The sequence below is a fragment of the Pseudomonas sp. Z4-20 genome, from assembly GCF_051131955.1.
Lineage (GTDB): Bacteria > Pseudomonadota > Gammaproteobacteria > Pseudomonadales > Pseudomonadaceae > Aquipseudomonas > Aquipseudomonas marvdashtae.
This window is the reverse complement of sequence record NZ_CP071641.1, coordinates 5587049-5608430: the sequence shown is the minus strand read 5'-3', so window position 1 is coordinate 5608430 and position 21382 is coordinate 5587049. Positions and strand designations below refer to the sequence as shown.

Below are 21382 nucleotides of genomic sequence, written 5' to 3'. Positions count from 1 at the left end.
GCAGTCATTTGTTAAAAAAAAGGGCTTGGGGAACGAGTCCCCAAGCCCTCAAAAGGTGAGAGGTGTCTAGTCCCTCGACCTGGTGAGCAGTGGTCGCGTCGATCAAGCTTTCAGCGGGACCAGACGCGGAGCAATCATGTTTTCCGGGCGCAGGATGTCGTCGAGCATGGCGTCGTCGAGCAAACCTTCTTCGCGCACTAGTTCCAGCACGCCGCGGCCGCTTTCCAGGGCGACACGGGCGATGCGAGTGGCGTTTTCATAGCCGATGTACGGATTCAGGGCGGTGACCAGGCCGATCGAGTGCTCGACCAGTTCACGGCAGCGCGCTTCGTTGGCGGTGATGCCGACGATGCAGTGCTCGCGCAGCATGTCCATGGCCCGTTGCAGCAAGCGGATCGAGTCAAAGATCTTGAAAGCGATCAGCGGCTCCATCACGTTCAGTTGCAGCTGGCCGCCTTCGGCCGCCATGGTCAGCGCCAGGTCGTTGCCAATGATCTGAAACGCGACCTGATTGACCGCTTCAGGGATCACCGGGTTGACCTTGCCGGGCATGATCGAGCTGCCTGGCTGGCGGGCCGGCAGGTTGATTTCATTGATGCCAGTGCGCGGGCCGCTGGACAGCAGGCGCAAGTCGTTGCAAATCTTCGACAGCTTGACTGCGGTGCGCTTGAGCATGCCGGAGAAGAGCACGAAGGCGCCCATGTCAGAGGTGGCTTCGATCAGGTCCGCGGCCGGCACGAGCGGCTGGCCGCTGATGGTCGCCAGGCGTTGTACGGCCAGGGCCTGATAACGCGGGTCGGCATTGATGCCGGTGCCGATGGCGGTGCCGCCCAGGTTCACTTCGGTGAGCAGTTCAGGCGCCAGGGTTTTCAGGCGCGCCAGGTCTTCGCCAAGGGTCGTGGCGAAGGCGCGGAATTCCTGGCCGAGGGTCATCGGCACGGCGTCTTGCAATTGTGTGCGGCCCATTTTCAGGACGTGGCTGAATTCCTGGCCCTTGGCGGCGAACGCCTGAATCAGGCTGTCGAGGCTGGCCAGCAGCGCGTCATGCCCCAGCAGCAGACCCAGGCGGATCGCGGTCGGGTAGGCGTCGTTGGTGGACTGCGCCATGTTCACGTCGTTGTTGGGATGCAGGTACTGGTACTGGCCTTTCTGGTGACCCATGGCCTCCAGCGCGATGTTGGCGATGACTTCGTTGGCATTCATGTTTGTCGATGTGCCAGCGCCGCCCTGAATCATGTCCACCACGAACTCTTCGTGGAAATCCCCGCGGATCAACCGTGCGCAGGCTTCGCTGATCGCGGCGTGCTTGGCTTCGCTGAGTTGGCCCAGCTCACGGTTGGCGTCAGCGGCGGCTTGCTTGACCATCGCCAGACCGACCACCAGCTTGGGGTAATGCGAGATCGGGACACCGGAGAGACGAAAGTTGTTGATCGCTCGCAGGGTCTGGATGCCGTAATACGCTTGCGCCGGTACTTCGAGTACGCCAAGCAGGTCTTTTTCTGTGCGGAATGATGCAGCGGAGGACATGATGGAAATCATCTCAATAAGGACCCGGTCTGTGCCGGAACGCTGTGAATCCTAGGCTTTCAGGAAAATTTGGGCCAATGCTGTTAAACACTGCCCTATGCATATTCGGCATAATGCGCGTGTGACGCCGACGACTCGGCGAACGTGTGACCTGTTTTGGTGCGTCCTTCGGAGGACGAAGATGAATCTTGAAAGCAAATGGCTTGAGGACTTCAGTGCCCTGGCCGCGACCCGCAGTTTTTCCCAGGCGGCCGAGCGCCGCTTTGTCACGCAACCGGCTTTCAGTCGGCGGATCCGCAGCCTGGAGGCGGCGCTGGGGTTGACGCTGGTCAACCGCTCCCGTACGCCGATCGAACTGACCGCGGCGGGACAGCTGTTCCTGGTGACGGCGCGCACGGTGGTCGAGCAATTGGGCGAAGTGTTGCGGCATCTGCATCATCTGGAGGGCGGGCAGGGTGAGGTCATCCAGGTGGCGGCGGCCCATTCCCTGGCGCTGGGTTTTTTCCCGCGCTGGATTGCCCAGCTGCGCAACGAAGGCATGAACATCGCCACGCGACTGGTCGCGACCAACGTGGGTGATGCGGTGCATGCCTTGCGTGAAGGTGGCTGCGACCTGATGTTGGCCTTCTATGACCCGGACTCGGCAATGCAAATGGACCCGGAGATCTTTCCATCCTTGCACCTGGGCCAGACCGAGATGCTCCCGGTCTGCGCGGCCGATGCCGACCGCAAGCCGTTGTTCGATCTGGAGGGCGAGGCCAGCGTGCCCTTGCTGGCCTACAGTGCCGGGGCTTTCCTGGGACGTTCGGTGAACCAGTTGTTGCGCCAGCGTGCGCTGCGCTTCACCACGGTCTATGAGACGGCCATGGCCGACAGCTTGAAAAGCATGGCCCTGGAAGGGCTGGGGATCGCCTGGGTGCCTCGACTCAGCGTACGCGCCGAGCTGGAGCGTGGGGAGCTGGTGATCTGCGGCGGGACGCAATGGCACGTGCCGCTGGAGATCCGCCTGTACCGCTGCGCCCTGGTGCGCAAGGCCAATGTGCGGTTGCTGTGGCGCAAGCTTGATGGCGGTATGGCAAGCGCCATAGGTTGATAAATAATCATTGCACCGCCAACCAAGACCTGACTGATGGGCTCATCTGAGCTGGTTAAAATACTGCCGCATGTTGTCCCTGTTCTTTTCGGAGTAACGATACGTGTTGCCACGCAAGTGTGAGAAGTTATCCGTCAGCATGATCGAGTCATGCCACCAGCCGTCATACTCAACGGCGCTATCCTCATGAGTGGCGTGGAACATATGACCTATCTCATGGGCAGGGAAGCGAAAGGATGTAATAGATGAAATAGCGAAACTTCCTCCTTGGTGAGCAACGCCGCCGACCGTCCTGTTCAGGTTGTTTCTGGTTAACAGGAGCGTTTTGGTGATTCTCGGATCATAGTTGCCCGACCGGACGCGTGTGTAATGCCAATCCGCAGCGACATTTTTCCATGAATTCAAAATTGCGCCCACGTCTTGGCCTTGGTAGTCGAACGTGGATAATTCAATGGGCAACCGGCTCCGATTCAAGAGGATGACAGTTTCACGCTGCGAAATATATTCCAGTTCTGACTTAAGCCAAACAAAGTAGTCGGAGTAAAGTTTGTCTTTGCCGTAGCTTTTCAAGTCTTCATGTAGACAGACCAGTATCGTGATTTGGTTTTTCATTAGTTGAACATCCTTGTTCGGTGGGCGTAGTTCTCGGCAACTTGTTCATGCGATCAGTGCGCTGTTTTTATAAAGCTTTTTAAGCATGGGTTGAACGTTGGTTGCACTTCAGAATGTGTAGTAACGAATAGAAACGCGGCGCGCTGACTTTCAAGTCAGGAAGTGGGGCTTTTTCAGTGTGTGACAGGTGGTCGCGACAGGGGCTGTTTATCCGCTCCATTGCGGTATACTGCGCGGCCTTTGGCCGGTCCGGATCGGCCATAATTCGTACAACAAGCCACGCTGGTTTTCCCGCGTGGCTTGTTGTTTTTTGACGCGCCTGCGGGCGCCCAGAGAGAAGAGGCACGACGATGAGTGCACTGGTTGGCGTGATCATGGGCTCCAAGTCCGATTGGTCCACCCTTAGCCACACCGCCGATATGCTGGAAAAGCTCGGCATCCCTTACGAGGTGAAAGTGGTGTCCGCCCACCGTACCCCGGACCTGCTGTTCCAGTACGCCGAAGAGGCCGAGTCCCGTGGCATCGAGGTGATCATCGCCGGAGCCGGTGGCGCGGCCCATCTGCCGGGCATGTGTGCGGCCAAGACGCACCTGCCGGTGCTGGGCGTGCCGGTGCAGTCGTCGATGCTCTCGGGTGTCGATTCGCTGCTGTCGATCGTACAGATGCCGGCTGGCATCCCGGTTGCCACCCTGGCCATCGGCAAGGCCGGCGCGATCAACGCGGCGCTGTTGTCGGCGAGTATCCTGGGGGCCAAGCATCCGCAGTTTCATACCGTGCTGAAAAAATTCCGCGCTGAGCAGACAGACAGCGTCCTGGACAATCCAGACCCACGCATTGCCTGAGGTTGTTGACGAATGAAGATCGGTGTAATCGGTGGCGGCCAGTTGGGTCGCATGTTGGCCTTGGCGGGTACGCCGCTGGGGATGAACTTCGCTTTCCTGGATCCGGCGCCGGACGCCTGCGCCGCTGCCCTGGGTGAACACCTGCGGGCCGATTACGGCGACCAGGATCACCTGCGCCAGCTGGCCGATGAAGTCGACCTGGTGACTTTCGAATTCGAAAGCGTCCCGGCCGAGACCGTTGCCTTCCTGTCCCAGTTCGTCCCGGTCTACCCGAGCGCCGAAGCCCTGCGCATCGCCCGCGATCGTTGGTTCGAAAAGAACATGTTCAAGGACCTGGGCATCCCGACACCAGCCTTCGCTGACATTCAGTCCCAGGCCGACCTGGACGCCGCGGTCGCGTCCATTGGCCTGCCGGCCGTGCTCAAGACCCGTACCCTGGGTTACGACGGCAAGGGTCAGAAGGTCCTGCGCAACCCCGAAGACGTCGCCGGTACTTTTGCCGAACTGGGCAGCGTTGGCTGCCTGCTGGAAGGTTTCGTGCCGTTCACCGGTGAAGTCTCGCTGATCGCCGTGCGTGCTCGTGACGGTGAACTGCGCTTCTACCCGCTGGTGCACAACACCCACAAAGACGGCATCCTCAAGCTGTCCGTCGCCAGCACCGACCATCCGCTGCAAGCCTTGGCCGAAGATTACTCCAGCCGAGTGCTCAAGCAGCTCGACTATGTGGGTGTCATGGCGTTCGAATTCTTCGAAGTGGACGGTGGCCTCAAGGCCAACGAAATCGCCCCGCGCGTGCATAACTCCGGGCACTGGACCACCGAAGGCGCCGAGTGCAGCCAGTTCGAAAACCACCTGCGGGCGGTGGCCGGGCTGCCGCTGGGCTCGACGGCCAAGGTCGGTGAAAGCGCGATGCTGAACTTCATTGGCAAAGTGCCGGATACCGAGAAGGTCCTGGCGATTGCCGACTGCCACCTGCATCACTATGGCAAGGCCTTCAAAGTGGGTCGCAAGGTCGGTCATGCCAACCTGCGTTGCGCCGACCGGGCCACGCTGGCCCAGCAGATCATCAAGGTCGAGACGTTGATCGCCGAGCATTAATCCGAAACATTCTTTGAACCATTCGTCGGCCGGCTTCTCTCATGGCAAGGTGCCAAAGTCTGACTAGGCTTTGGCATAGCTATTCAACCAGAGGGAAATGCCATGGGAATCATCGGAACCATCTTAATCGGCTTGATCGTCGGCCTGCTGGCGCGCTTCCTCAAACCGGGCGATGACAGCATGGGCTGGATCATGACCATCCTGCTCGGTATCGGCGGTTCGTTGGCGGCCACGTACGGCGGCCAGGCCTTGGGTATCTATCAGGCCGGCGAAGGCGCTGGTTTCCTCGGTGCCCTGGTGGGCGCCGTGGTGTTGCTGGTGATCTACGGCCTGATCAAAAGAAACTGATCAAACGTGACAAAGCCCTCTCTGCGCGGCGCGCTTAGAGGGCTAAACTGCCCGGCGTTTCATTTATCACTCATTGCCGAGCCACTTCATGCGCCGTCTAGTATTTATCCTCCTTCTGCTGGGCAGTGGCTTGGCCCACGCCGCCGAGCTGCCCGAAACCGACTGGCTCGAACTGATGCCCAAATCGGACCAGAAAGCTCTCGAGGCCATGCCCGAGATTGACCACAACTCCCCCGAAGCCAACGGCACGTTCACCGAAAAGGGTGGCCTGAAGCAAAGCAAAGGCTTGCCGGCGGTGATGTACTCGGCAAAGACCGTGGCGTCGATGAACGACAAGCACATCCGCCTGGGCGGTTATCCGGTGCCGCTGGAAACCGACGCCAAGGGCCGCAGCACGCTGTTTTTCCTCGTGCCTTATCCGGGGGCCTGCATCCACGTCCCGCCTCCGCCGCCCAATCAGTTGGTGCTGGTGCGTTATCCCAAGGGTGTGAAGCTGGACGATATCTACGCACCGCTGTGGGTGACCGGCACGCTGAAGATCGAAAAGGTCGATAACGACTTGGCGAGCGCAGCCTATGCGATGGAGGCGCAAAAAGTGAGGGTGGTGCAGGAGGCGGATCTGTAGGCCTGTAATACGCTCACTGTAGGAGCGAGCAGGCTCGCTCCTACATGAATTGGCCTGGCTTAGAGCTGCTTGCTGCGGATGCTTACGCCAAGGGTATGACTGGCATCCGGCAATAGCGTCACTACATCGTCCATCACGTTCGCGGTCTCGATGCACAGCATGCGCTGCCAGCCATCGTCGGCCATGTCGCTGAAGGCCTTGGCCCGTTCGGTCCAGGGGTTCCAGATTACCGCCGAGCGTGAGCCGCTGCTGGTCAGTTCGATGCGTCGCTGCCAGTGTGGGTCAACGATGCTCAGCGTCGGCGGAGTATCGAGATAGATCCGGTCGGTTTCGCCGGCAAAATGCAGATCGCCGGCCTGGGCGTGGGTCTTCCAATCGTCCAGGGTCTCGATGTAGCTCAAGCCATCCACACCGTCGACATGCACATTGCGCACATCGCTGACAGCGAAATAACTGTGCAGCGCCTGGCTGAGGCTGACGGTTTCGCTGCCACGGTTGTGGCTGGTGAGGCGGATGTGCAGTTGCTCGTCCATCACGATCGCCAGCGTAAGGTCCACGTGGTGGGGCCAGCCCGAGAGGCCGTTTTCCGGGTAGGGCAAGACGAATTCGATCTTCAGGCTTTCGCCCTCGGCTTCGATGCCCTTGAGTTCCCAATCCATCGCCCGCACCAAGCCGTGGGCCGTGGCCGGTTCGTTGCTGACGCGCATCGCCTGGACACTGTCAGGGTTGCGGGTCAGGTTACCGAACCACGGCCAGCACACTGGAACGCCGGCGCGGATGCTCTTGCCGGTCTTGAACGTGGCCTGGTCGTTGAGCCAGATCAGCGGCGGCTGGCCGTCCACTTGATAGCTGAGGACATGCGCGCCTTGCTGGGCCACCAGCAACTCGGCCTGACCGTGGCGGATGCGCCAACCGTTCAGTTCATCCAGTTTGACGGCTTCGACGTTAGGCGTAGGCATCTGGCAAATCTCGTTCAGGAACATGAACTGCAATGGACCGCAAAACGGTCGCCGTGTTTAACGGGCGCGTGGCGGAACCGAGCGGGTGCGACCACTGCCATCAATCGCGACGAATACAAACACCGCTTCGGTGACCTTGCGCCATTCGCTGGACAGCGGGTCGTCGCTCCAGACTTCAACCATCATCTGGATCGAGCTGCGGCCAATTTCCAGGGCCTGGGTATAGAACGACAGCTGCGCGCCGACGGCCACCGGCACCAGGAAGGCCATGCGATCGATGGCCACGGTCGCCACGCGTCCGCCGGCAACCTTGCTGGCCATCGCGGTGCCGGCGAGGTCCATCTGGGACACCAGCCAGCCGCCAAAAATATCGCCAAAGCCGTTGGTGTCGCGAGGAAGCGCGGTGATTTGCAAGGCCAGGTCGCCTTGCGGAATTGGATCTTCTTGTTCGAGCTCTATCATGCCGAAGGGGCCTCTGACCCGTAACTCTGTCTTGTCTTTCAGGTGAATAGCCGTCTTTGAAAAAACGATTCAGCCCGAACATGCCACGTTCGTCACGTTTTTCGTAAAGGCGTGCCAAAGGGAAACTCTGCGAAACCGGCTGATTTGACTACATCACCAACGACGTTTTCGCACAGCAACCCCTTACAGAGTGTCGCAAGGTTGCGAGTATATCGGGCGATAGACGTCGAGACGACTACTGGGTTCTGATTTCGACTGTCTATTACGCACCTCTATGTGCTTTTTCTAACAATTTGCTATCGTGCCGGACCTGCCCAGGCTCCCATTGCGCGTTGTCGGGGCCGCAGAACCGACTATAAGAGAAGCCCTTGCCATGACCACTGCGCCTTCGAGCACGGCGATGCCTGCACAACCCGCCCGTCCGCTGACCCGTAATGACTACAAGACCCTGTCGCTTTCTGCCTTGGGCGGCGCGCTGGAGTTCTACGATTTCATCATTTTCGTGTTCTTTGCCACCGTGGTCGGCAAGCTGTTCTTTCCCGCCGAGATGCCGGAATGGCTGCGCCTGATGCAAACGTTTGGCATTTTTGCCGCCGGTTACCTGGCCCGGCCGCTGGGCGGGATCGTCATGGCCCACTTCGGTGACCTGCTGGGCCGCAAGAAAATGTTCACCCTGAGCATTTTCATGATGGCGGTGCCGACCCTGATCATGGGCTTGCTGCCGACATATGCGCAGATCGGCATGTGGGCGCCGATCCTCTTGTTGCTGATGCGGGTGATTCAGGGCGCGGCCATCGGCGGCGAGGTGCCTGGGGCCTGGGTATTCGTCTCCGAACACGTGCCAGCGCGCCACATCGGCTATGCTTGCGGCACCCTGACCTGTGGCCTGACGACGGGAATTCTGTTGGGTTCGCTGGTCGCCACCGCTATCAATAGCCTTTATACGCCGGTGGAAGTGGCGGATTACGCCTGGCGGATCCCGTTCCTGCTGGGCGGTGTGTTCGGCTTGTTCTCGGTGTACCTGCGCCGCTGGCTGCACGAAACCCCGGTTTTCGCCGAGCTGCAACTGCGCAAGGCCCTGGCCGAAGAGGTACCGCTGCGGGCCGTGCTGCGCGACCACCGCGGTGCCATCGCCATTTCGATGCTGCTGACCTGGCTGCTGTCAGCCGGTGTCATCGTCGTCATCCTGATGACGCCGACCGTGCTGCAGACTGTGTATCACTTCAGCCCGACCACGGCATTGCAGGCCAACAGCCTGGCGATCGTATTCTTGAGCCTGGGTTGCATCGGCGCGGGTGTGCTGGCAGACCGTTTCGGTGCGGGGCGGGTGTTTGTCTTCGGCAGCGGTTTGCTGCTCGTCACGTTCTGGACCTTCTACCACAGCCTGTTCGAGCACCCCGAGTGGTTGTTCCCGCTCTATGCCTTGAGTGGCTTGCTGGTGGGTACTATCGGCGCAGTGCCCTACGTCATGGTCAACGCCTTCCCGGCCGTGGTGCGCTTCAGCGGCCTGTCGTTTTCCTACAACCTGGCCTACGCAATCTTCGGCGGATTGACACCGATGATCGTGACCCTGCTGTTGAAAGAAAGCCCGATGGGGCCGGCGTATTACGTGGCGATCATCTGCGGGATCGGGATGGTGGTGGGTGGTTATCTTTGGAAGAAGGGTCGCTAAGCGACGCCGAACAACCTTTGTGGCGAGGGGATAAAGTCCCTCGCCAAGACATCCGACGAAACCCGATGCTGGCCTTTCATCCAATTGTCATATTTCAGCAATAGAGTGTTCACACGGCTTACCGATACTTGGCCGACTTAACACACCCTATCTGCTAGGAGTAAGGCATGAAACTGAAGCGTTTGATGGTGGCAATGACTGTTGTCGCTGCTGGCGTTGCGACTGCCAACGCGGTTGCCGCTGTTGACCCTGCGATCCCGAGCTACACCAAGACCACTGGTGTGTCGGGCAACCTGTCCAGCGTCGGCTCCGATACCCTGGCCAACCTGATGACCTTGTGGGCTGAGAACTACAAGAAAGAATACCCGAACGTAAACATCCAGATTCAGGCCGCCGGTTCCTCCACCGCGCCGCCCGCACTCACCGAAGGCACCGCCAACCTGGGCCCGATGAGCCGCAAGATGAAGGACAACGAACTGCAGGCCTTCGAAACCAAGTATGGCTACAAGCCTACCGCTATCCCGGTTGCCGTGGACGCCCTGGCCGTATTCGTCCACAAGGACAACCCGATCAAGCACCTGACCATGGCTCAAGTCGATGCCATCTTCTCCTCGACTCGCCTGTGCGGCGCCAAGGCTGACGTCAAGACCTGGGGCGACCTGGGTGTGACCGGTGACTTGGCCAACAAGCCAGTCCAGCTGTTTGGCCGTAACTCGGTGTCCGGCACCTACGGCTACTTCAAGGAAGAAGCCCTGTGCAAAGGCGACTACAAGCCTAACGTCAACGAACAGCCGGGTTCGGCTTCGGTTGTGCAGTCGATCAGCAGCTCGCTCAACGGCATCGGCTATTCGGGCATCGGCTACAAGACCGCCAGCGTGAAAACCGTTGCCCTGGCCAAGAAAGAAGGCGGCGAGTTCATCGAAGACACCGAAGAAAACGCCCTGAACGGCAAATACCCGCTGTCGCGTTTCCTCTACGTTTACGTCAACAAGGCACCGAACAAGCCTCTGGCCCCGCTGGAAGCCGAGTTCGTGAAGCTGATCCTGTCCAAGCAAGGCCAGGAAGTCGTGGTCAAGGACGGCTACATCCCGGTTCCAGCCAAAGTCGCCGCCAAGGCACTGGCTGACCTCGGTCTGCAAGCAGGCGGCAACGTCGCGAAGCAGTAACGCCTGAGTCCGGGCCAACGCCCGGGCTGCTGTGGGAGGGAAGACCGCTCCCACGGCCTAATTTTCCTGTCCGCTGCCAGCGTCCCGTTGGCGGCGGATTTGTTGCGTCACTTCACTGTCATCTTTCTGTCATACAGGATCGCTAGGGTGTGCGCATGAATGATCTGGCCAACTCCACAATGACTACGACTTCCCCTCCCAAGCGCATTGACTTCAATACGCCTGAGCTGCAACGCAAGCGTCGCATCCGCGCGCTCAAGGATCGCCTGACACGCTGGTACGTGCTGGTTGGCGGCCTCGCCGTCCTAGCGGCAATTACCCTGATTTTCTTCTTCCTGGCTTATGTGGTGCTCCCGCTGTTCCAAGGTGCGGACCTCACGGCCAAGGACTCGATCACGCCTGCCTGGATGCAGGACGCCGGCAAACCTTTGATGATCGCCATCGAAGAACAGAACCAAGTTGCCATGCGGATTTCCGACAAAGGCCAGGCGCTGTTTTTCGAGCTCGACAACGGTGCCGAACTGCGTCGCGTCGACCTGCCGATCCCGGCCGGCGCCAGCGTGACGTCCATCGGCGAGGACCAGCCCGGCAGCCCGTTGGTAGCGATCGGTCTTTCCAATGGCCAGGCCCTGGTGGTGCGCCACACTTATAAAGTCAGCTATCCCGACGGCAAGAAAACCATTTCGCCGGCCATCGAATACCCTTACGGTGAAGCGCCGATCGCCTTGAACGAGCAGGGCGCTGCCCTGGAGCACGTCAGCCTCAACGCCACCGATTCGACCCTGTTGCTGGCCGGCTCCAGCGGCGCCCAGTTGCAGGTGCTGTCGCTCACCAGCGAAGAAAACATGATGACCGGTGAAATCACCAGCGAGCAGACGCGTATCGACCTGCCGCAGATGACCGAGCCGGTGAAGAACATTTTCGTCGACCCGCGCCAACAGTGGCTGTATGTAATCAACGGTCGCGCCCAGGCTGACGTATTCAGCCTGCGGGACAAGAGCCTCAACGGTCGCTACAAGCTGCTGGAAAACGCCGAAGCCCAGATCACCGCCACGGCTCAACTGGTAGGCGGTATCTCGCTGATCTTCGGGGACTCCAAAGGTGGCTTGGCCCAGTGGTTCATGGCGCGCGATCCGGACGGCGAGCAGCGCCTGAAGCAGATCCGTACCTTCCAGATGGGCTCCGCGCCGATCGTTGAAATCAGCGCCGAGGAACGTCGCAAAGGCTTCGTGGCCCTTGATGCCGCCGGCAAGCTCGGCGTGTTCCACAGCACCGCCCACCGCACCTTGCTGGTGGATCAGGTCGTCGATGGTCAAGGCTTGTTTGGCATGTCGCCACGGGCCAACCGGTTGATCGTGGAGCAGGGCGGCAAACTGCAGCCCTTGCTGCTGGAAAACCCGCACCCGGAAGTTTCCTGGAGCGCCTTGTGGAGCAAGGTCTGGTACGAAAACTACGATGAGCCCAAGTACGTCTGGCAATCGACCGCCGCCAACACCGACTTCGAACCCAAGCTGAGCCTGTCGCCGCTGACCTTCGGCACCCTGAAAGCGGCGTTCTACGCGATGCTTCTGGCCGCGCCGCTGGCGGTTGCCGCAGCGATCTACACCGCCTACTTCATGGCCCCGGGCATGCGCCGCAAGGTCAAGCCGGTGATCGAGCTGATGGAAGCGATGCCGACGGTGATCCTCGGTTTCTTCGCCGGTCTGTTCCTGGCGCCGTACGTCGAAGGGCATCTGCCGGGCATCTTCAGCCTGCTGATGTTGCTGCCGATCGGCATCCTGGTCGCCGGTTTCGCTTTCAGCCGCCTGCCGGAATCCATTCGCCTGCGGGTGCCGGACGGCTGGGAAAGCGCCTTGCTGATCCCGGTGATCCTGTTCGTCGGCTGGCTCTCGCTATACATGAGCCCATACATGGAAGCGTGGTTCTTTGGCGGCGACATGCGCATGTGGATCTCCCATGACCTGGGTATCACCTACGACCAGCGCAACGCCCTGGTGGTCGGCCTGGCGATGGGCTTCGCGGTGATCCCGAACATCTATTCCATCGCCGAAGACGCCGTGTTCAGTGTGCCTCGCGGCCTGACCCTGGGCTCGCTGGCCCTGGGCGCCACCCCATGGCAGACCATGACCCGCGTGGTCATCCTCACCGCCAGCCCGGGCATCTTCTCGGCGCTGATGATCGGCATGGGCCGGGCGGTGGGCGAGACGATGATCGTGCTGATGGCCACCGGCAACACCCCGGTCATGGAAATGAACCTGTTCGAAGGCCTGCGCACCCTGGCGGCCAACGTCGCGGTGGAGATGCCCGAGTCGGAAGTCGGCGGCAGCCATTACCGCGTGCTGTTCCTGTCGGCCTTGGTGCTGCTGTTGTTCACCTTCGTCATGAACACCCTCGCCGAGCTGATCCGTCAGCGTCTGCGCAAGAAATATTCGTCGCTTTAAGAAAGGTAGAAGTCTGTGAAACAGAACTCCCTGAAAGGATGGTTCAAGAGCGGCGCCCCGGGCGTCTGGATCAGCGGTGGCGCGGTGTCCATCGCGGTCATCATGACCATTGGCCTGTTGGCGGTGATTGCCGTGCGTGGCCTGGGCCACTTCTGGCCGGCGGACCTGATCCACGCCAGCTACACCGTGCCGGGCATGCCTGCGCAGTTGGTGGTCGGCGAAGTTGTGCAGAAAGAAGAAGTGCCTCGCGAACGCCTGAAAAGCGCCGGTCTGCCGGTGCCGGACGAAGGCCCCGAGTTCATGACCCGCGAGCTGGTGAAGGTCGGCAACCGCGACCTCAACGGCACCGACTTCACCTGGATCGTCGGCGACTGGCTGACCAACCAAACGATGCCGCCGGAACTGATGGCCCTCGAGCGCCGCGAGTGGGGCAACTTCTACGGTTACTTGGTCAACGTCAAGGAACAAGGCAAGGTCATCGCCGAAGGCGAGGCCGCCTGGCCGCAGCTGCAGACCCGTATCGAACGGGTGAACCAACTGGCCGACGAACTCAAGACCCTGGAAAAAGTCGACATCGGCGCGATCAACGCCGGGCTCGAGCGCATTCGCCTGCACGGTCGCAAACTGGAATTGGAGGGCAAGCTCGACGCCACCGCACAAGCCGATTTGGAAAGCGAGCGCGCCGAACTCAACGCCCGCTACAAGGACATCGAAGCGCGCCTGGCCGACCTGCACGCGCAGTTCAATCGCGACAGCCTGACGGCACGCGATGCCAACGGCAAGGAAGTGGAGATCGAAATCGGCAAAGTGGTACACGCCTACCAGCCAAACGGCATGGGCACGTTCACCAAGATCGGTTTCTACTTCAGCAAGGTCTGGGAATTCCTCAGCGACGACCCTCGCGAAGCGAACACCGAAGGCGGGATCTTCCCGGCGATTTTCGGCACCGTGATGATGACCCTGATCATGGCGATGATCGTGACGCCGTTCGGCGTGCTAGCGGCGGTGTACCTGCGTGAATATGCCCGCCAGGGGCCGATGACCCGCTTGATCCGCATTGCCGTGAACAACCTGGCGGGCGTTCCGGCCATCGTCTACGGCGTGTTCGGCCTGGGTTTCTTCGTCTACGTGCTGGGCGGCTCGGTTGACCGGCTGTTCTTCCCTGAAGCCTTGCCGGCACCGACCTTCGGCACGCCGGGCCTGCTCTGGGCCTCCCTGACGCTGGCGCTGCTGGCGGTGCCGGTAGTGATCGTCGCCACCGAAGAAGGCCTGGCGCGGATTCCGCGCACCGTGCGTGAAGGTTCGCTGGCCCTTGGCGCAACCAAGGCCGAGACCCTGTGGAAAATCGTCCTGCCGATGGCGAGCCCGGCGATGATGACCGGCATGATCCTGGCCGTGGCCCGTGCCGCTGGCGAAGTCGCGCCGTTGATGCTGGTGGGCGTGGTGAAACTCGCGCCGTCGCTGCCGCTGGACGGCAACTACCCGTATTTGCACCTGGACCAGAAAATCATGCACCTGGGCTTCCATATCTATGACGTCGGCTTCCAGAGCCCGAACGTCGAAGCGGCCCGACCGTTGGTGTACGCCACGGCGCTGCTGCTGGTGCTGGTGATCGCCACGTTGAACCTGTCAGCGGTGTGGATCCGTAACCACCTGCGCGAAAAATACAAAGCGTTGGATAGCTAAAAAGCCTTAGCCACAAGCGGCAAGCTACAAGCCGCTTTTGCTCAAACTTGCAGCTTGCAGCTCAAAGCTTGCAGCTACGAACGGAGTGAGATCATGCAACACGAAGCGCATACACACGGCATCAACATGTCGGCCCTGGGCCGCGACAAGCAGAGCCTGAACCTGGCTCAGGAAACCGTCGCCATTGAAGTACCCGGGCTGAACCTCTTCTACGGCCAGAAACAGGCGCTTTATGACGTCAGCCTGAACATTCCGAAACAGCGCGTTACCGCGTTCATCGGCCCGTCGGGTTGCGGCAAGTCGACGTTGCTGCGCACCTTCAACCGCATGAACGACCTGGTGGACGGTTGCCGCGTCGAAGGTGAAATCAACCTCTACGGCAATAACATCTACCGTAAGGGCGAAGACGTCGCCGAGCTGCGTCGCCGGGTGGGCATGGTGTTCCAGAAGCCCAACCCGTTCCCGAAGACCATCTACGAAAACGTCGTCTACGGCCTGCGCATCCAAGGCATCAACAAGAAGCGCATCCTCGATGAAGCCGTGGAATGGGCGCTCAAGGGCGCGGCGCTGTGGGACGAGGTCAAGGACCGCCTGCACGAATCGGCCTTGGGTCTGTCCGGCGGCCAGCAGCAACGTCTGGTGATCGCCCGCACCATCGCCGTGGAACCGGAAGTGCTGTTGCTCGACGAACCGTGCTCGGCCCTCGACCCGATCTCGACATTGAAGGTCGAAGAGCTGATCTATGAGCTCAAGTCCAAGTTCACCATCGTCATCGTGACCCACAACATGCAACAGGCGGCTCGGGTATCGGACTACACCGCGTTTATGTACATGGGCAAGCTGGTGGAGTTCGGCGACACCGATACCCTGTTCACCAATCCGGCCATGAAGCAGACCGAGGATTACATTACAGGCCGCTACGGCTAGCCGTAGAGCCGCAAGCGTCAAGCTGCAAGCGGCAAGTAAAAAGCGATCCGAGTCACGACACATATCAGCTTGCAGCTTGAAGCTTGCAGCTCACAGCTTTTGCGGAGCAAAACCATGATTTCGAAGGAAGGTCTCACTCATCACATTTCCGCGCAGTTCAACGCCGAGCTGGAAGAGGTGCGCAGCCACCTGCTGGCCATGGGCGGGCTGGTGGAAAAACAGGTCAACGACGCGGTGACCGCGCTGATCGAGGCTGACTCCGGCCTGGCCCAGCAAGTGCGCGAGATCGACGACCAGATCAACCAGATGGAACGCAACATCGACGAAGAGTGCCTGCGCATCCTGGCCCGTCGACAGCCGGCTGCGTCCGACCTGCGCCTGATCATCAGCATCTCCAAGTCGGTGATCGACCTTGAGCGCATCGGCGACGAAGCCACCAAGATCGCCCGCCGGGCCATTCAGTTGTGCGAAGAAGGCGAAGCGCCACGCGGTTACGTCGAAGTCCGCCACATCGGTGACCAGGTGCGCAACATGGTCCGCGATGCGCTGGACGCCTTCGCCCGTTTCGACGCCGACCTTGCGCTGTCGGTGGCCCAGTACGACAAAATCATCGACCGCGAATACAAGACCGCCCTGCGCGAACTGGCGACCTACATGATGGAAGATCCGCGCTCGATCTCGCGGGTGTTGAGCATCATCTGGGTGCTGCGCTCGTTGGAGCGTATCGGCGATCATGCGCGCAACATCTCGGAACTGGTGATCTACCTGGTGCGTGGCACCGATGTGCGCCATATGGGCCTCAAGCGGATGAAGGAGGAAGTTGAGGGCACACCGTCCGAAACCGCTAATGTTCCCGGCGAAACTGACGATAAGTAAGATTGCCAAGAAAAGCGCCCGGCCTTCTGGTCGGGCTTTTTTTTTGCGGTTTTTTTAATCGAAAGCAGCACCCCGCGAACGAAAGTCCCGGCGTGACTGAAGGTTTTTGGCAGTGTGCCATCAGTAAAGCGGTATGCTTGCCGGGATTTTTTAGAGGTGTATCTGGATGAGTAAGGTCAGTGTGTTGGTCGTGGACGATGCTTCGTTCATTCGTGACTTGGTGAAGAAGTGCCTGCGCAACTACTTCCCAGGCATCCGCATCGAAGACGCGGTGAACGGCAAGAAAGCCCAGGCCCTGCTGGCCCGTGAAGCGTTTGACTTGGTGCTGTGCGACTGGGAAATGCCGGAGATGTCCGGCCTGGAACTGTTGACCTGGTGCCGCCAGCAAGACAACCTCAAGGGCATGCCGTTCGTCATGGTGACCAGCCGTGGCGACAAGGAAAACGTAGTCCAGGCGATCCAGGCCGGCGTTTCCGGCTATGTCAGCAAGCCCTTCACCAACGAGCAACTTCTCACCAAGGTCAAACAGGCGATGCACAAGGCCGGCAAGCTCGAATCCTTGATGAACAGCGCCCCGACCAAGATGAACTCGGCCTTCGGCAATGATTCCCTCAGTGCCCTGACGGGTGGTAAGCCTGCGGTTGCAGCTGTTGCTTCGGCGCCTGCGGTGAATCCTTTTGCCAAGCCAGCCGCCCCGGCTCCCGCAGCCGCTGCCGCCCCGGCCCGTGGTTTGCTCAACAGCCCGCCGGTGAAGGCACCTGCCGCATCGGCGTCGTCGAGCAATCGCGGCCAAGGCCAGTTGCGCCTGTCCAGCGGCACCCAGCAATGCGTGATCAAGGCCCTGAGCCTCAAGGAAGCGCTGTTGGTGGTCAAGCGCACCGACATCCTGCCACAGGTCCTTGAAAGCGCCGTGCTGGACATGGAGCAGGGCGACAACGCCGAAACCGCTCGTCTCAACGGTTACCTGCACGCCATAGTCGCTCACGAACAAACCCCCGACAGCGAGTGGCTGCAACTGACCTTCCGCTTCGTCGACAAAGACCCGCAGAAGCTCGACTACATCTCCCGCCTGATCGCCCGCGGCACCGCGCAGAAGCATTTCGTACCGGGCGCCTGATTCGGCCATGTAGATCGTTCCCATGCTCCGCCTGGGAACGATCAGCAACACCGATCGCTGAACCGATTTTGAAACATCCGTCGACTACGCTGGTCCATCCCAGCTGCTAGGCTGCTTTGCAGGCCTTCATTTCGACAGAATTCTTGCCCATGCTCGTGCCGCTGCTGTTCGCCTGTGGTCTTGTCCTGGCCGTCACCCCGGCCCTGGCCATGACTATTTATAAATCCACCGATGCCAATGGCGTGGTCTCCTACAGCGACCGCCCCACCAAGGGCTCCCAGGTGTTCGTGTTCCGTGATCGCATGGTCGAGCGCCTGGAGCGGCAGGTGTTTCTCGACATCAGGAAGCAGAACGACGCGGACGCGGTGTTCGTGCGCAACGACTTATACGCCCCGGTTGAAATCGAGCTGAGCTTTGCCGGTCTGCGCAACGTCAGTGGAGCGCCGAGCCGGCCGATTCGGCGTGTGCTGCCGGCGCGCAGCAATCTGCGCCTGGCGCTGCTGACGGCCACCCGGCCCGGAAGGCCGCTGGCGTATACCCCAAGATTCGAATACTCCCTGGGCGACCCGGCGGGCGCGGCGCAGGCGTATCGGTACCCGTTGCCTTGGCGAGGCGGGCCGTTTCGACTGAGCCAGGGCGCCAACGGCCAATACAGCCACTACGGACCCAAGAACCGCTACGCCATGGACATCGCCATGCCCGAGGGTACGCCGATCATCGCGGCCCGGGGCGGCGTGGTGGTCAAGACCGAAAACGAGCAGACCGGACGCGGCACCGACCCATCCGGCAATTTCGTGCGTGTGCTGCACGACGACGGGACCATGGGCGTGTACCTGCATTTGCAAAAAGGCTCGGTGAGCGTACAGGAAGGGCAGCGGGTCGTGGTCGGCACACCCTTGGCGCTGTCGGGCAACACCGGCAACAGCTCCGGCCCGCACCTGCACTTCGTGGTGCAACGCAACACCGGGTTGGGGCTGGTCTCGATTCCCTACCAGTTCAACCAACCGGTAGGCGAGTTGCCCAACTTTGCGGTGGGCAAGCAGTAGAGGCTTGCGGGGGCTTTTCGTGGCGAGGGAGCAAGCTCCCTCGCCACAAGGGGCTCAGTCAATCGAGCATCAACACCTTCGCCAGGATGATCTTCGGTCCTTTCATCTTCTTGATGATGATCCGCAGGCCTTCGACTTCCAGCACTTCTTCCTCTTCCGGCACCCGTTTCAGGGTTTCATAGACCAACCCTGCCAGGGTTTCCGCCTCGATGTGGTCCAGGTCGATGCCCAGCAGGCGTTCCACCTTGAACAGTGGCGTGTCGCCGCGTACCAGCAGTTTGCCCGGTTGATAGGCGAGGATGCCGCGCTCGGCCTTGCGGTGTTCGTCCTGGATATCGCCCACCAGCACTTCCAGCACGTCCTCCATGGTCAGGTAGCCGATGATGTTGCCATCGGCTTCCTCGACCACGGCGAAGTGCGAGCCGCCCTTGCGGAACTGCTCCAGCAACTGCGACAGCGGAAGGTGCCGCGACACGCGCTCCAGTGGACGGGTCAGTTCGGCCAGGTTGAACGACTCGGGAATGTGATCCAGGGCCGCCAGTTCCAGCAGCAGGTCCTTGATGTGCAGCAGGCCGACGAACTCCTGGCGCTCGCTGTCATAGACCGGGTAACGGCTGAACTTGTGACGGCGGAACATTGCCAGGATTTCCTTGAGCGGCGCGTTGAACTCCAGCGTCACCAGGTCTTCCCGAGAGTTGGCCCAGTCGACCACTTCAAGCTCGCCCATTTCCACGGCCGAAGCCAGCACGCGCATGCCTTGGTCGCTCGGGTCCTGGCCTCGGCTGGAGTGCAGGATCAGCTTCAGCTCCTCGCGACTGTAATGGTGTTCGTGATGCGGGCCAGGCTCGCCTTGGCCGGCGATGCGCAGGATCGCGTTGGCGCTGGCATTGAGCAGATAGATCGCCGGGTACATGGCCCAGTAGAACAGGTACAGGGGCACGGCGGTCCACAGCGACAGCAGCTCGGGTTTGCGGATCGCCCATGACTTGGGCGCCAGTTCACCGACCACGATGTGCAAATAGGAAATGATGAAGAACGCGGTGAAGAACGATACACCCTTGATCACTTCCGGCGACTCGACGCCGACAGCGCCCAGCAGCGGCTCGAGGATATGTGCGAACGCCGGTTCGCCGACCCAGCCCAGGCCCAGCGAAGCCAGGGTGATCCCCAGTTGGCAGGCTGACAGGTAGGCATCGAGCTGGCTGTGGACGGTGCGCAGGATGTGCCCGCGCCAGCCGTTCTGCTCGGCGATGGCCTCGACTCGGGTCGAGCGGAGCTTGACCATGGCAAATTCGGCCGCAACGAAAAAACCGTTGAGCAGGACCAGGATCAGAGCAAAAAGAATCATGCCGAATTCGGCGAAGAGTGTGACGAGGGACAAGCCAGGGGAAGGGTCCATGATGGAGTTTTGCAGGTTCCGTATGTTCGTAAGAGTGAAAAACAGTGCCTGAAAAGGCAGGCACAAGTCAGCCAATGTAGCGGCTGACCCGGCGATTGCCTAGTGGGGAGCGCTGGCCGGTGTCACTCGTCGCGGCTGGGGACGCGTCCGCGAACCACCTGCGCCGGGGCGAAATGGCACGTGAACGTGCTGCCATGCCCCGGCACGCTGCTGATTTCCATGCGCCCGCGGTGACGCAGCAAGACGTGTTTCACAATCGCCAGCCCCAACCCGGTGCCGCCGGTGTTGGAGTTGCGGCTGGAGTCGACCCGGTAGAAACGTTCGGTCAGGCGCGGCAGGTGCTTGCTGTCGATGCCGATGCCTGAATCGCGCACGCTCAGGTGCGCGCCTTGTTCATCACCCCACCAGCGGACCTGGATTCGCCCCTGTTCCGGCGTGTATTTGACCGCGTTGAACACGAGGTTGGAAAAAGCGCTGCGCAATTCCGCCTCGCTGCCTTTGAGCTGCACGGTCGGATCGGCTTCCAGGGTGATGGCCTGCTGCTTGGGGCCGGACAGCTCCTGGGCGTCCTCCACAATGATTTGCAGCAGTTCCTCGATGGGCACCGGCTGGTTGTCCGACGGGTAGTCGGTGGCTTCCAGCTTCGCCAGCAGCAGCAAGTCGTTGAGCAGGGTCTGCATGCGCCCGCCTTGCTGCTGCATTTGTTGCAGGGCGCGGCTCCAGCGTGGGTTCACCTCCTCGACGTTATCGAGCAGGGTTTCCAGATAGCCGCAGATTACCGTCAACGGCGTGCGCAGCTCATGGGACACGTTGGCAATAAAGTCTTTACGCATCTGTTCCAACTGATGAATGCGCGTCACGTCCCGCACGAGCATCAAATGCTCGTTGTTGCCGTAGCGGGTGATATACAGCTGGATGCGCAAGCGATCGTTGGTCGGCGAGGGAATTTCCAACGGCTCGGCGTAGTTGTCCTGTTCGAAATATTCCTTGAAGCGCGGATGACGCACCAGGTTGGTCACTGGCTGGCCGCTGTCCTGTGGCGTCTTGAGGCCTAGCAGGGTTTCGGCGGCGCGGTTCCACCATTCCAGGTTGCCGTCGCTGTCGAGCATGATCACCGCGTCTTTCAGCGCGGCTGTGGATTCCTGGACGCGGTCGATCACCGCCTGCAGGCGCCCGCGCACGCGTTGGTCGCGCCGTTGCAGGTGATAGATGCTGTCGAACACTTCGCCCCAAAGGCCGTAGCCGTCGGGCGGGGCCTCGTCAGGCTGGTGCAGGCGCAGCCACTCGTGTAGGCGCAGCAGTTGCTTGAGAGTCCAGGCCAGGTAAAGCGCCAGGCCCACGGCCAGGCTCCAGCCGTAATAGCCTGTGATCAGGCCGATCAACAGGCAACCGGTCACCAGCAACAACATGTGGCGGATCAGGGTGCCATGCCAGTTTTGATTCACGGAAAAATCCCTAGGGCAGCTTCAAGCTCCAAGCTTTAAGC

Annotated in this window: 19 protein-coding genes; 13 read left to right on the top strand and 6 right to left on the bottom strand. The window is 60.7% G+C overall.

Annotated elements, in window-relative coordinates:
• Positions 1-102 precede the first annotated feature (102 nt).
• Entirely contained in the window at positions 103-1527 is a 1425-nt protein-coding gene (gene aspA, locus J3P82_RS25490) for an aspartate ammonia-lyase (protein ID WP_434559570.1), read from the bottom strand.
• Positions 1528-1708: 181 nt separating this feature from the next.
• Here aspA and J3P82_RS25485 point away from each other — a divergent pair, with 181 nt between their 5' ends.
• Positions 1709-2620 (top strand): LysR substrate-binding domain-containing protein, encoded by a 912-nt coding sequence (locus J3P82_RS25485; RefSeq protein WP_434559568.1) that lies wholly within the window; start codon positions 1709-1711, stop codon positions 2618-2620.
• A gap of 42 nt (positions 2621-2662) precedes the next feature.
• Here J3P82_RS25485 and J3P82_RS25480 read toward each other — a convergent pair whose 3' ends face one another.
• A complete protein-coding gene (locus J3P82_RS25480; protein ID WP_434559566.1) occupies positions 2663-3232 on the bottom strand; it encodes a hypothetical protein in 570 nt (189 codons plus the stop codon).
• Between the two features lie 350 nt (positions 3233-3582).
• Between J3P82_RS25480 and purE the strand changes: the two genes are divergently transcribed.
• The 4 genes from purE to J3P82_RS25460 all read left to right on the top strand — a co-directional run bounded on the left by purE (position 3583) and on the right by J3P82_RS25460 (position 6145).
• Positions 3583-4074 carry a 5-(carboxyamino)imidazole ribonucleotide mutase gene (purE, locus tag J3P82_RS25475; RefSeq protein WP_003187060.1) on the top strand — a complete coding sequence of 164 codons (492 nt, stop codon included), beginning with the start codon at positions 3583-3585 and terminating at the stop codon, positions 4072-4074.
• Between the two features lie 12 nt (positions 4075-4086).
• A complete protein-coding gene (locus J3P82_RS25470; RefSeq protein WP_434559564.1) occupies positions 4087-5172 on the top strand; it encodes a 5-(carboxyamino)imidazole ribonucleotide synthase in 1086 nt (361 codons plus the stop codon).
• A gap of 102 nt (positions 5173-5274) precedes the next feature.
• A complete protein-coding gene (locus J3P82_RS25465) occupies positions 5275-5520 on the top strand; it encodes a GlsB/YeaQ/YmgE family stress response membrane protein (RefSeq protein ID WP_186633148.1) in 246 nt (81 codons plus the stop codon).
• 88 nt (positions 5521-5608) lie between these two features.
• Complete coding sequence (locus tag J3P82_RS25460; protein WP_434559562.1) at positions 5609-6145, top strand: DUF3299 domain-containing protein; 537 nt, start codon at positions 5609-5611, stop codon at positions 6143-6145.
• A 59-nt stretch (positions 6146-6204) separates the two neighbouring features.
• Here J3P82_RS25460 and J3P82_RS25455 read toward each other — a convergent pair whose 3' ends face one another.
• The gene (locus tag J3P82_RS25455) at positions 6205-7104 is read right to left on the bottom strand and encodes a D-hexose-6-phosphate mutarotase (protein WP_434559560.1); all 900 of its coding nucleotides are present in this window, start codon (positions 7102-7104) and stop codon (positions 6205-6207) included.
• A gap of 57 nt (positions 7105-7161) precedes the next feature.
• Positions 7162-7566 (bottom strand): acyl-CoA thioesterase, encoded by a 405-nt coding sequence (locus J3P82_RS25450; protein WP_030139126.1) that lies wholly within the window; start codon positions 7564-7566, stop codon positions 7162-7164.
• Between the two features lie 373 nt (positions 7567-7939).
• On the opposite strand from J3P82_RS25450, the gene J3P82_RS25445 reads away from it, so the two are divergent.
• The 8 genes from J3P82_RS25445 to J3P82_RS25410 all read left to right on the top strand — a co-directional run bounded on the left by J3P82_RS25445 (position 7940) and on the right by J3P82_RS25410 (position 18497).
• Positions 7940-9238 carry an MFS transporter gene (locus J3P82_RS25445; protein ID WP_434559558.1) on the top strand — a complete coding sequence of 433 codons (1299 nt, stop codon included), beginning with the start codon at positions 7940-7942 and terminating at the stop codon, positions 9236-9238.
• 167 nt (positions 9239-9405) lie between these two features.
• Entirely contained in the window at positions 9406-10404 is a 999-nt protein-coding gene (locus J3P82_RS25440) for a phosphate ABC transporter substrate-binding protein PstS family protein (protein WP_434559556.1), read from the top strand.
• Positions 10405-10811: 407 nt separating this feature from the next.
• Positions 10812-12845 (top strand): ABC transporter permease subunit, encoded by a 2034-nt coding sequence (locus tag J3P82_RS25435; RefSeq protein WP_434563963.1) that lies wholly within the window; start codon positions 10812-10814, stop codon positions 12843-12845.
• Positions 12846-12860: 15 nt separating this feature from the next.
• Positions 12861-14531, top strand: a complete 1671-nt coding sequence (gene pstA / locus J3P82_RS25430; protein WP_434559554.1) for a phosphate ABC transporter permease PstA — start codon at positions 12861-12863, stop codon at positions 14529-14531.
• Between the two features lie 93 nt (positions 14532-14624).
• Entirely contained in the window at positions 14625-15458 is an 834-nt protein-coding gene (pstB, locus tag J3P82_RS25425) for a phosphate ABC transporter ATP-binding protein PstB (RefSeq protein WP_039593593.1), read from the top strand.
• A gap of 114 nt (positions 15459-15572) precedes the next feature.
• Entirely contained in the window at positions 15573-16334 is a 762-nt protein-coding gene (gene phoU, locus J3P82_RS25420; protein ID WP_030139132.1) for a phosphate signaling complex protein PhoU, read from the top strand.
• Between the two features lie 166 nt (positions 16335-16500).
• A complete protein-coding gene (locus J3P82_RS25415; protein ID WP_434559552.1) occupies positions 16501-17451 on the top strand; it encodes a response regulator in 951 nt (316 codons plus the stop codon).
• Positions 17452-17600: 149 nt separating this feature from the next.
• Positions 17601-18497, top strand: coding sequence for a peptidoglycan DD-metalloendopeptidase family protein (locus J3P82_RS25410; RefSeq protein WP_434559550.1), 897 nt, complete (start codon positions 17601-17603; stop codon positions 18495-18497).
• Positions 18498-18555: 58 nt separating this feature from the next.
• On the opposite strand, the gene J3P82_RS25405 is transcribed toward J3P82_RS25410, so the two are convergent.
• Together J3P82_RS25405 and phoR are read right to left on the bottom strand one after the other, a co-directional pair.
• Entirely contained in the window at positions 18556-19896 is a 1341-nt protein-coding gene (locus J3P82_RS25405; protein ID WP_434559548.1) for a hemolysin family protein, read from the bottom strand.
• A 122-nt stretch (positions 19897-20018) separates the two neighbouring features.
• The gene (gene phoR, locus J3P82_RS25400) at positions 20019-21305 is read right to left on the bottom strand and encodes a phosphate regulon sensor histidine kinase PhoR (protein ID WP_434563961.1); all 1287 of its coding nucleotides are present in this window, start codon (positions 21303-21305) and stop codon (positions 20019-20021) included.
• Positions 21306-21382 lie beyond the last annotated feature (77 nt).

Bases quoted from the DNA above. Each gene is read 5' to 3' on its own strand.
- aspA (WP_434559570.1), bottom strand. From the start codon at position 1,527: ATGTCCTCCGCTGCATCATTCCGCACAGAAAAAGACCTGCTTGGCGTA.
- J3P82_RS25485 (WP_434559568.1), top strand. From the start codon at position 1,709: ATGAATCTTGAAAGCAAATGGCTTGAGGACTTCAGTGCCCTGGCCGCG.
- J3P82_RS25480 (WP_434559566.1), bottom strand. From the start codon at position 3,232: ATGAAAAACCAAATCACGATACTGGTCTGTCTACATGAAGACTTGAAA.
- purE (WP_003187060.1), top strand. From the start codon at position 3,583: ATGAGTGCACTGGTTGGCGTGATCATGGGCTCCAAGTCCGATTGGTCC.
- J3P82_RS25470 (WP_434559564.1), top strand. From the start codon at position 4,087: ATGAAGATCGGTGTAATCGGTGGCGGCCAGTTGGGTCGCATGTTGGCC.
- J3P82_RS25465 (WP_186633148.1), top strand. From the start codon at position 5,275: ATGGGAATCATCGGAACCATCTTAATCGGCTTGATCGTCGGCCTGCTG.
- J3P82_RS25460 (WP_434559562.1), top strand. From the start codon at position 5,609: ATGCGCCGTCTAGTATTTATCCTCCTTCTGCTGGGCAGTGGCTTGGCC.
- J3P82_RS25455 (WP_434559560.1), bottom strand. From the start codon at position 7,104: ATGCCTACGCCTAACGTCGAAGCCGTCAAACTGGATGAACTGAACGGT.
- J3P82_RS25450 (WP_030139126.1), bottom strand. From the start codon at position 7,566: ATGATAGAGCTCGAACAAGAAGATCCAATTCCGCAAGGCGACCTGGCC.
- J3P82_RS25445 (WP_434559558.1), top strand. From the start codon at position 7,940: ATGACCACTGCGCCTTCGAGCACGGCGATGCCTGCACAACCCGCCCGT.
- J3P82_RS25440 (WP_434559556.1), top strand. From the start codon at position 9,406: ATGAAACTGAAGCGTTTGATGGTGGCAATGACTGTTGTCGCTGCTGGC.
- J3P82_RS25435 (WP_434563963.1), top strand. From the start codon at position 10,812: ATGCAGGACGCCGGCAAACCTTTGATGATCGCCATCGAAGAACAGAAC.
- pstB (WP_039593593.1), top strand. From the start codon at position 14,625: ATGCAACACGAAGCGCATACACACGGCATCAACATGTCGGCCCTGGGC.
- phoU (WP_030139132.1), top strand. From the start codon at position 15,573: ATGATTTCGAAGGAAGGTCTCACTCATCACATTTCCGCGCAGTTCAAC.
- J3P82_RS25415 (WP_434559552.1), top strand. From the start codon at position 16,501: ATGAGTAAGGTCAGTGTGTTGGTCGTGGACGATGCTTCGTTCATTCGT.
- J3P82_RS25410 (WP_434559550.1), top strand. From the start codon at position 17,601: ATGCTCGTGCCGCTGCTGTTCGCCTGTGGTCTTGTCCTGGCCGTCACC.
- J3P82_RS25405 (WP_434559548.1), bottom strand. From the start codon at position 19,896: ATGGACCCTTCCCCTGGCTTGTCCCTCGTCACACTCTTCGCCGAATTC.
- phoR (WP_434563961.1), bottom strand. From the start codon at position 21,305: ATGTTGTTGCTGGTGACCGGTTGCCTGTTGATCGGCCTGATCACAGGC.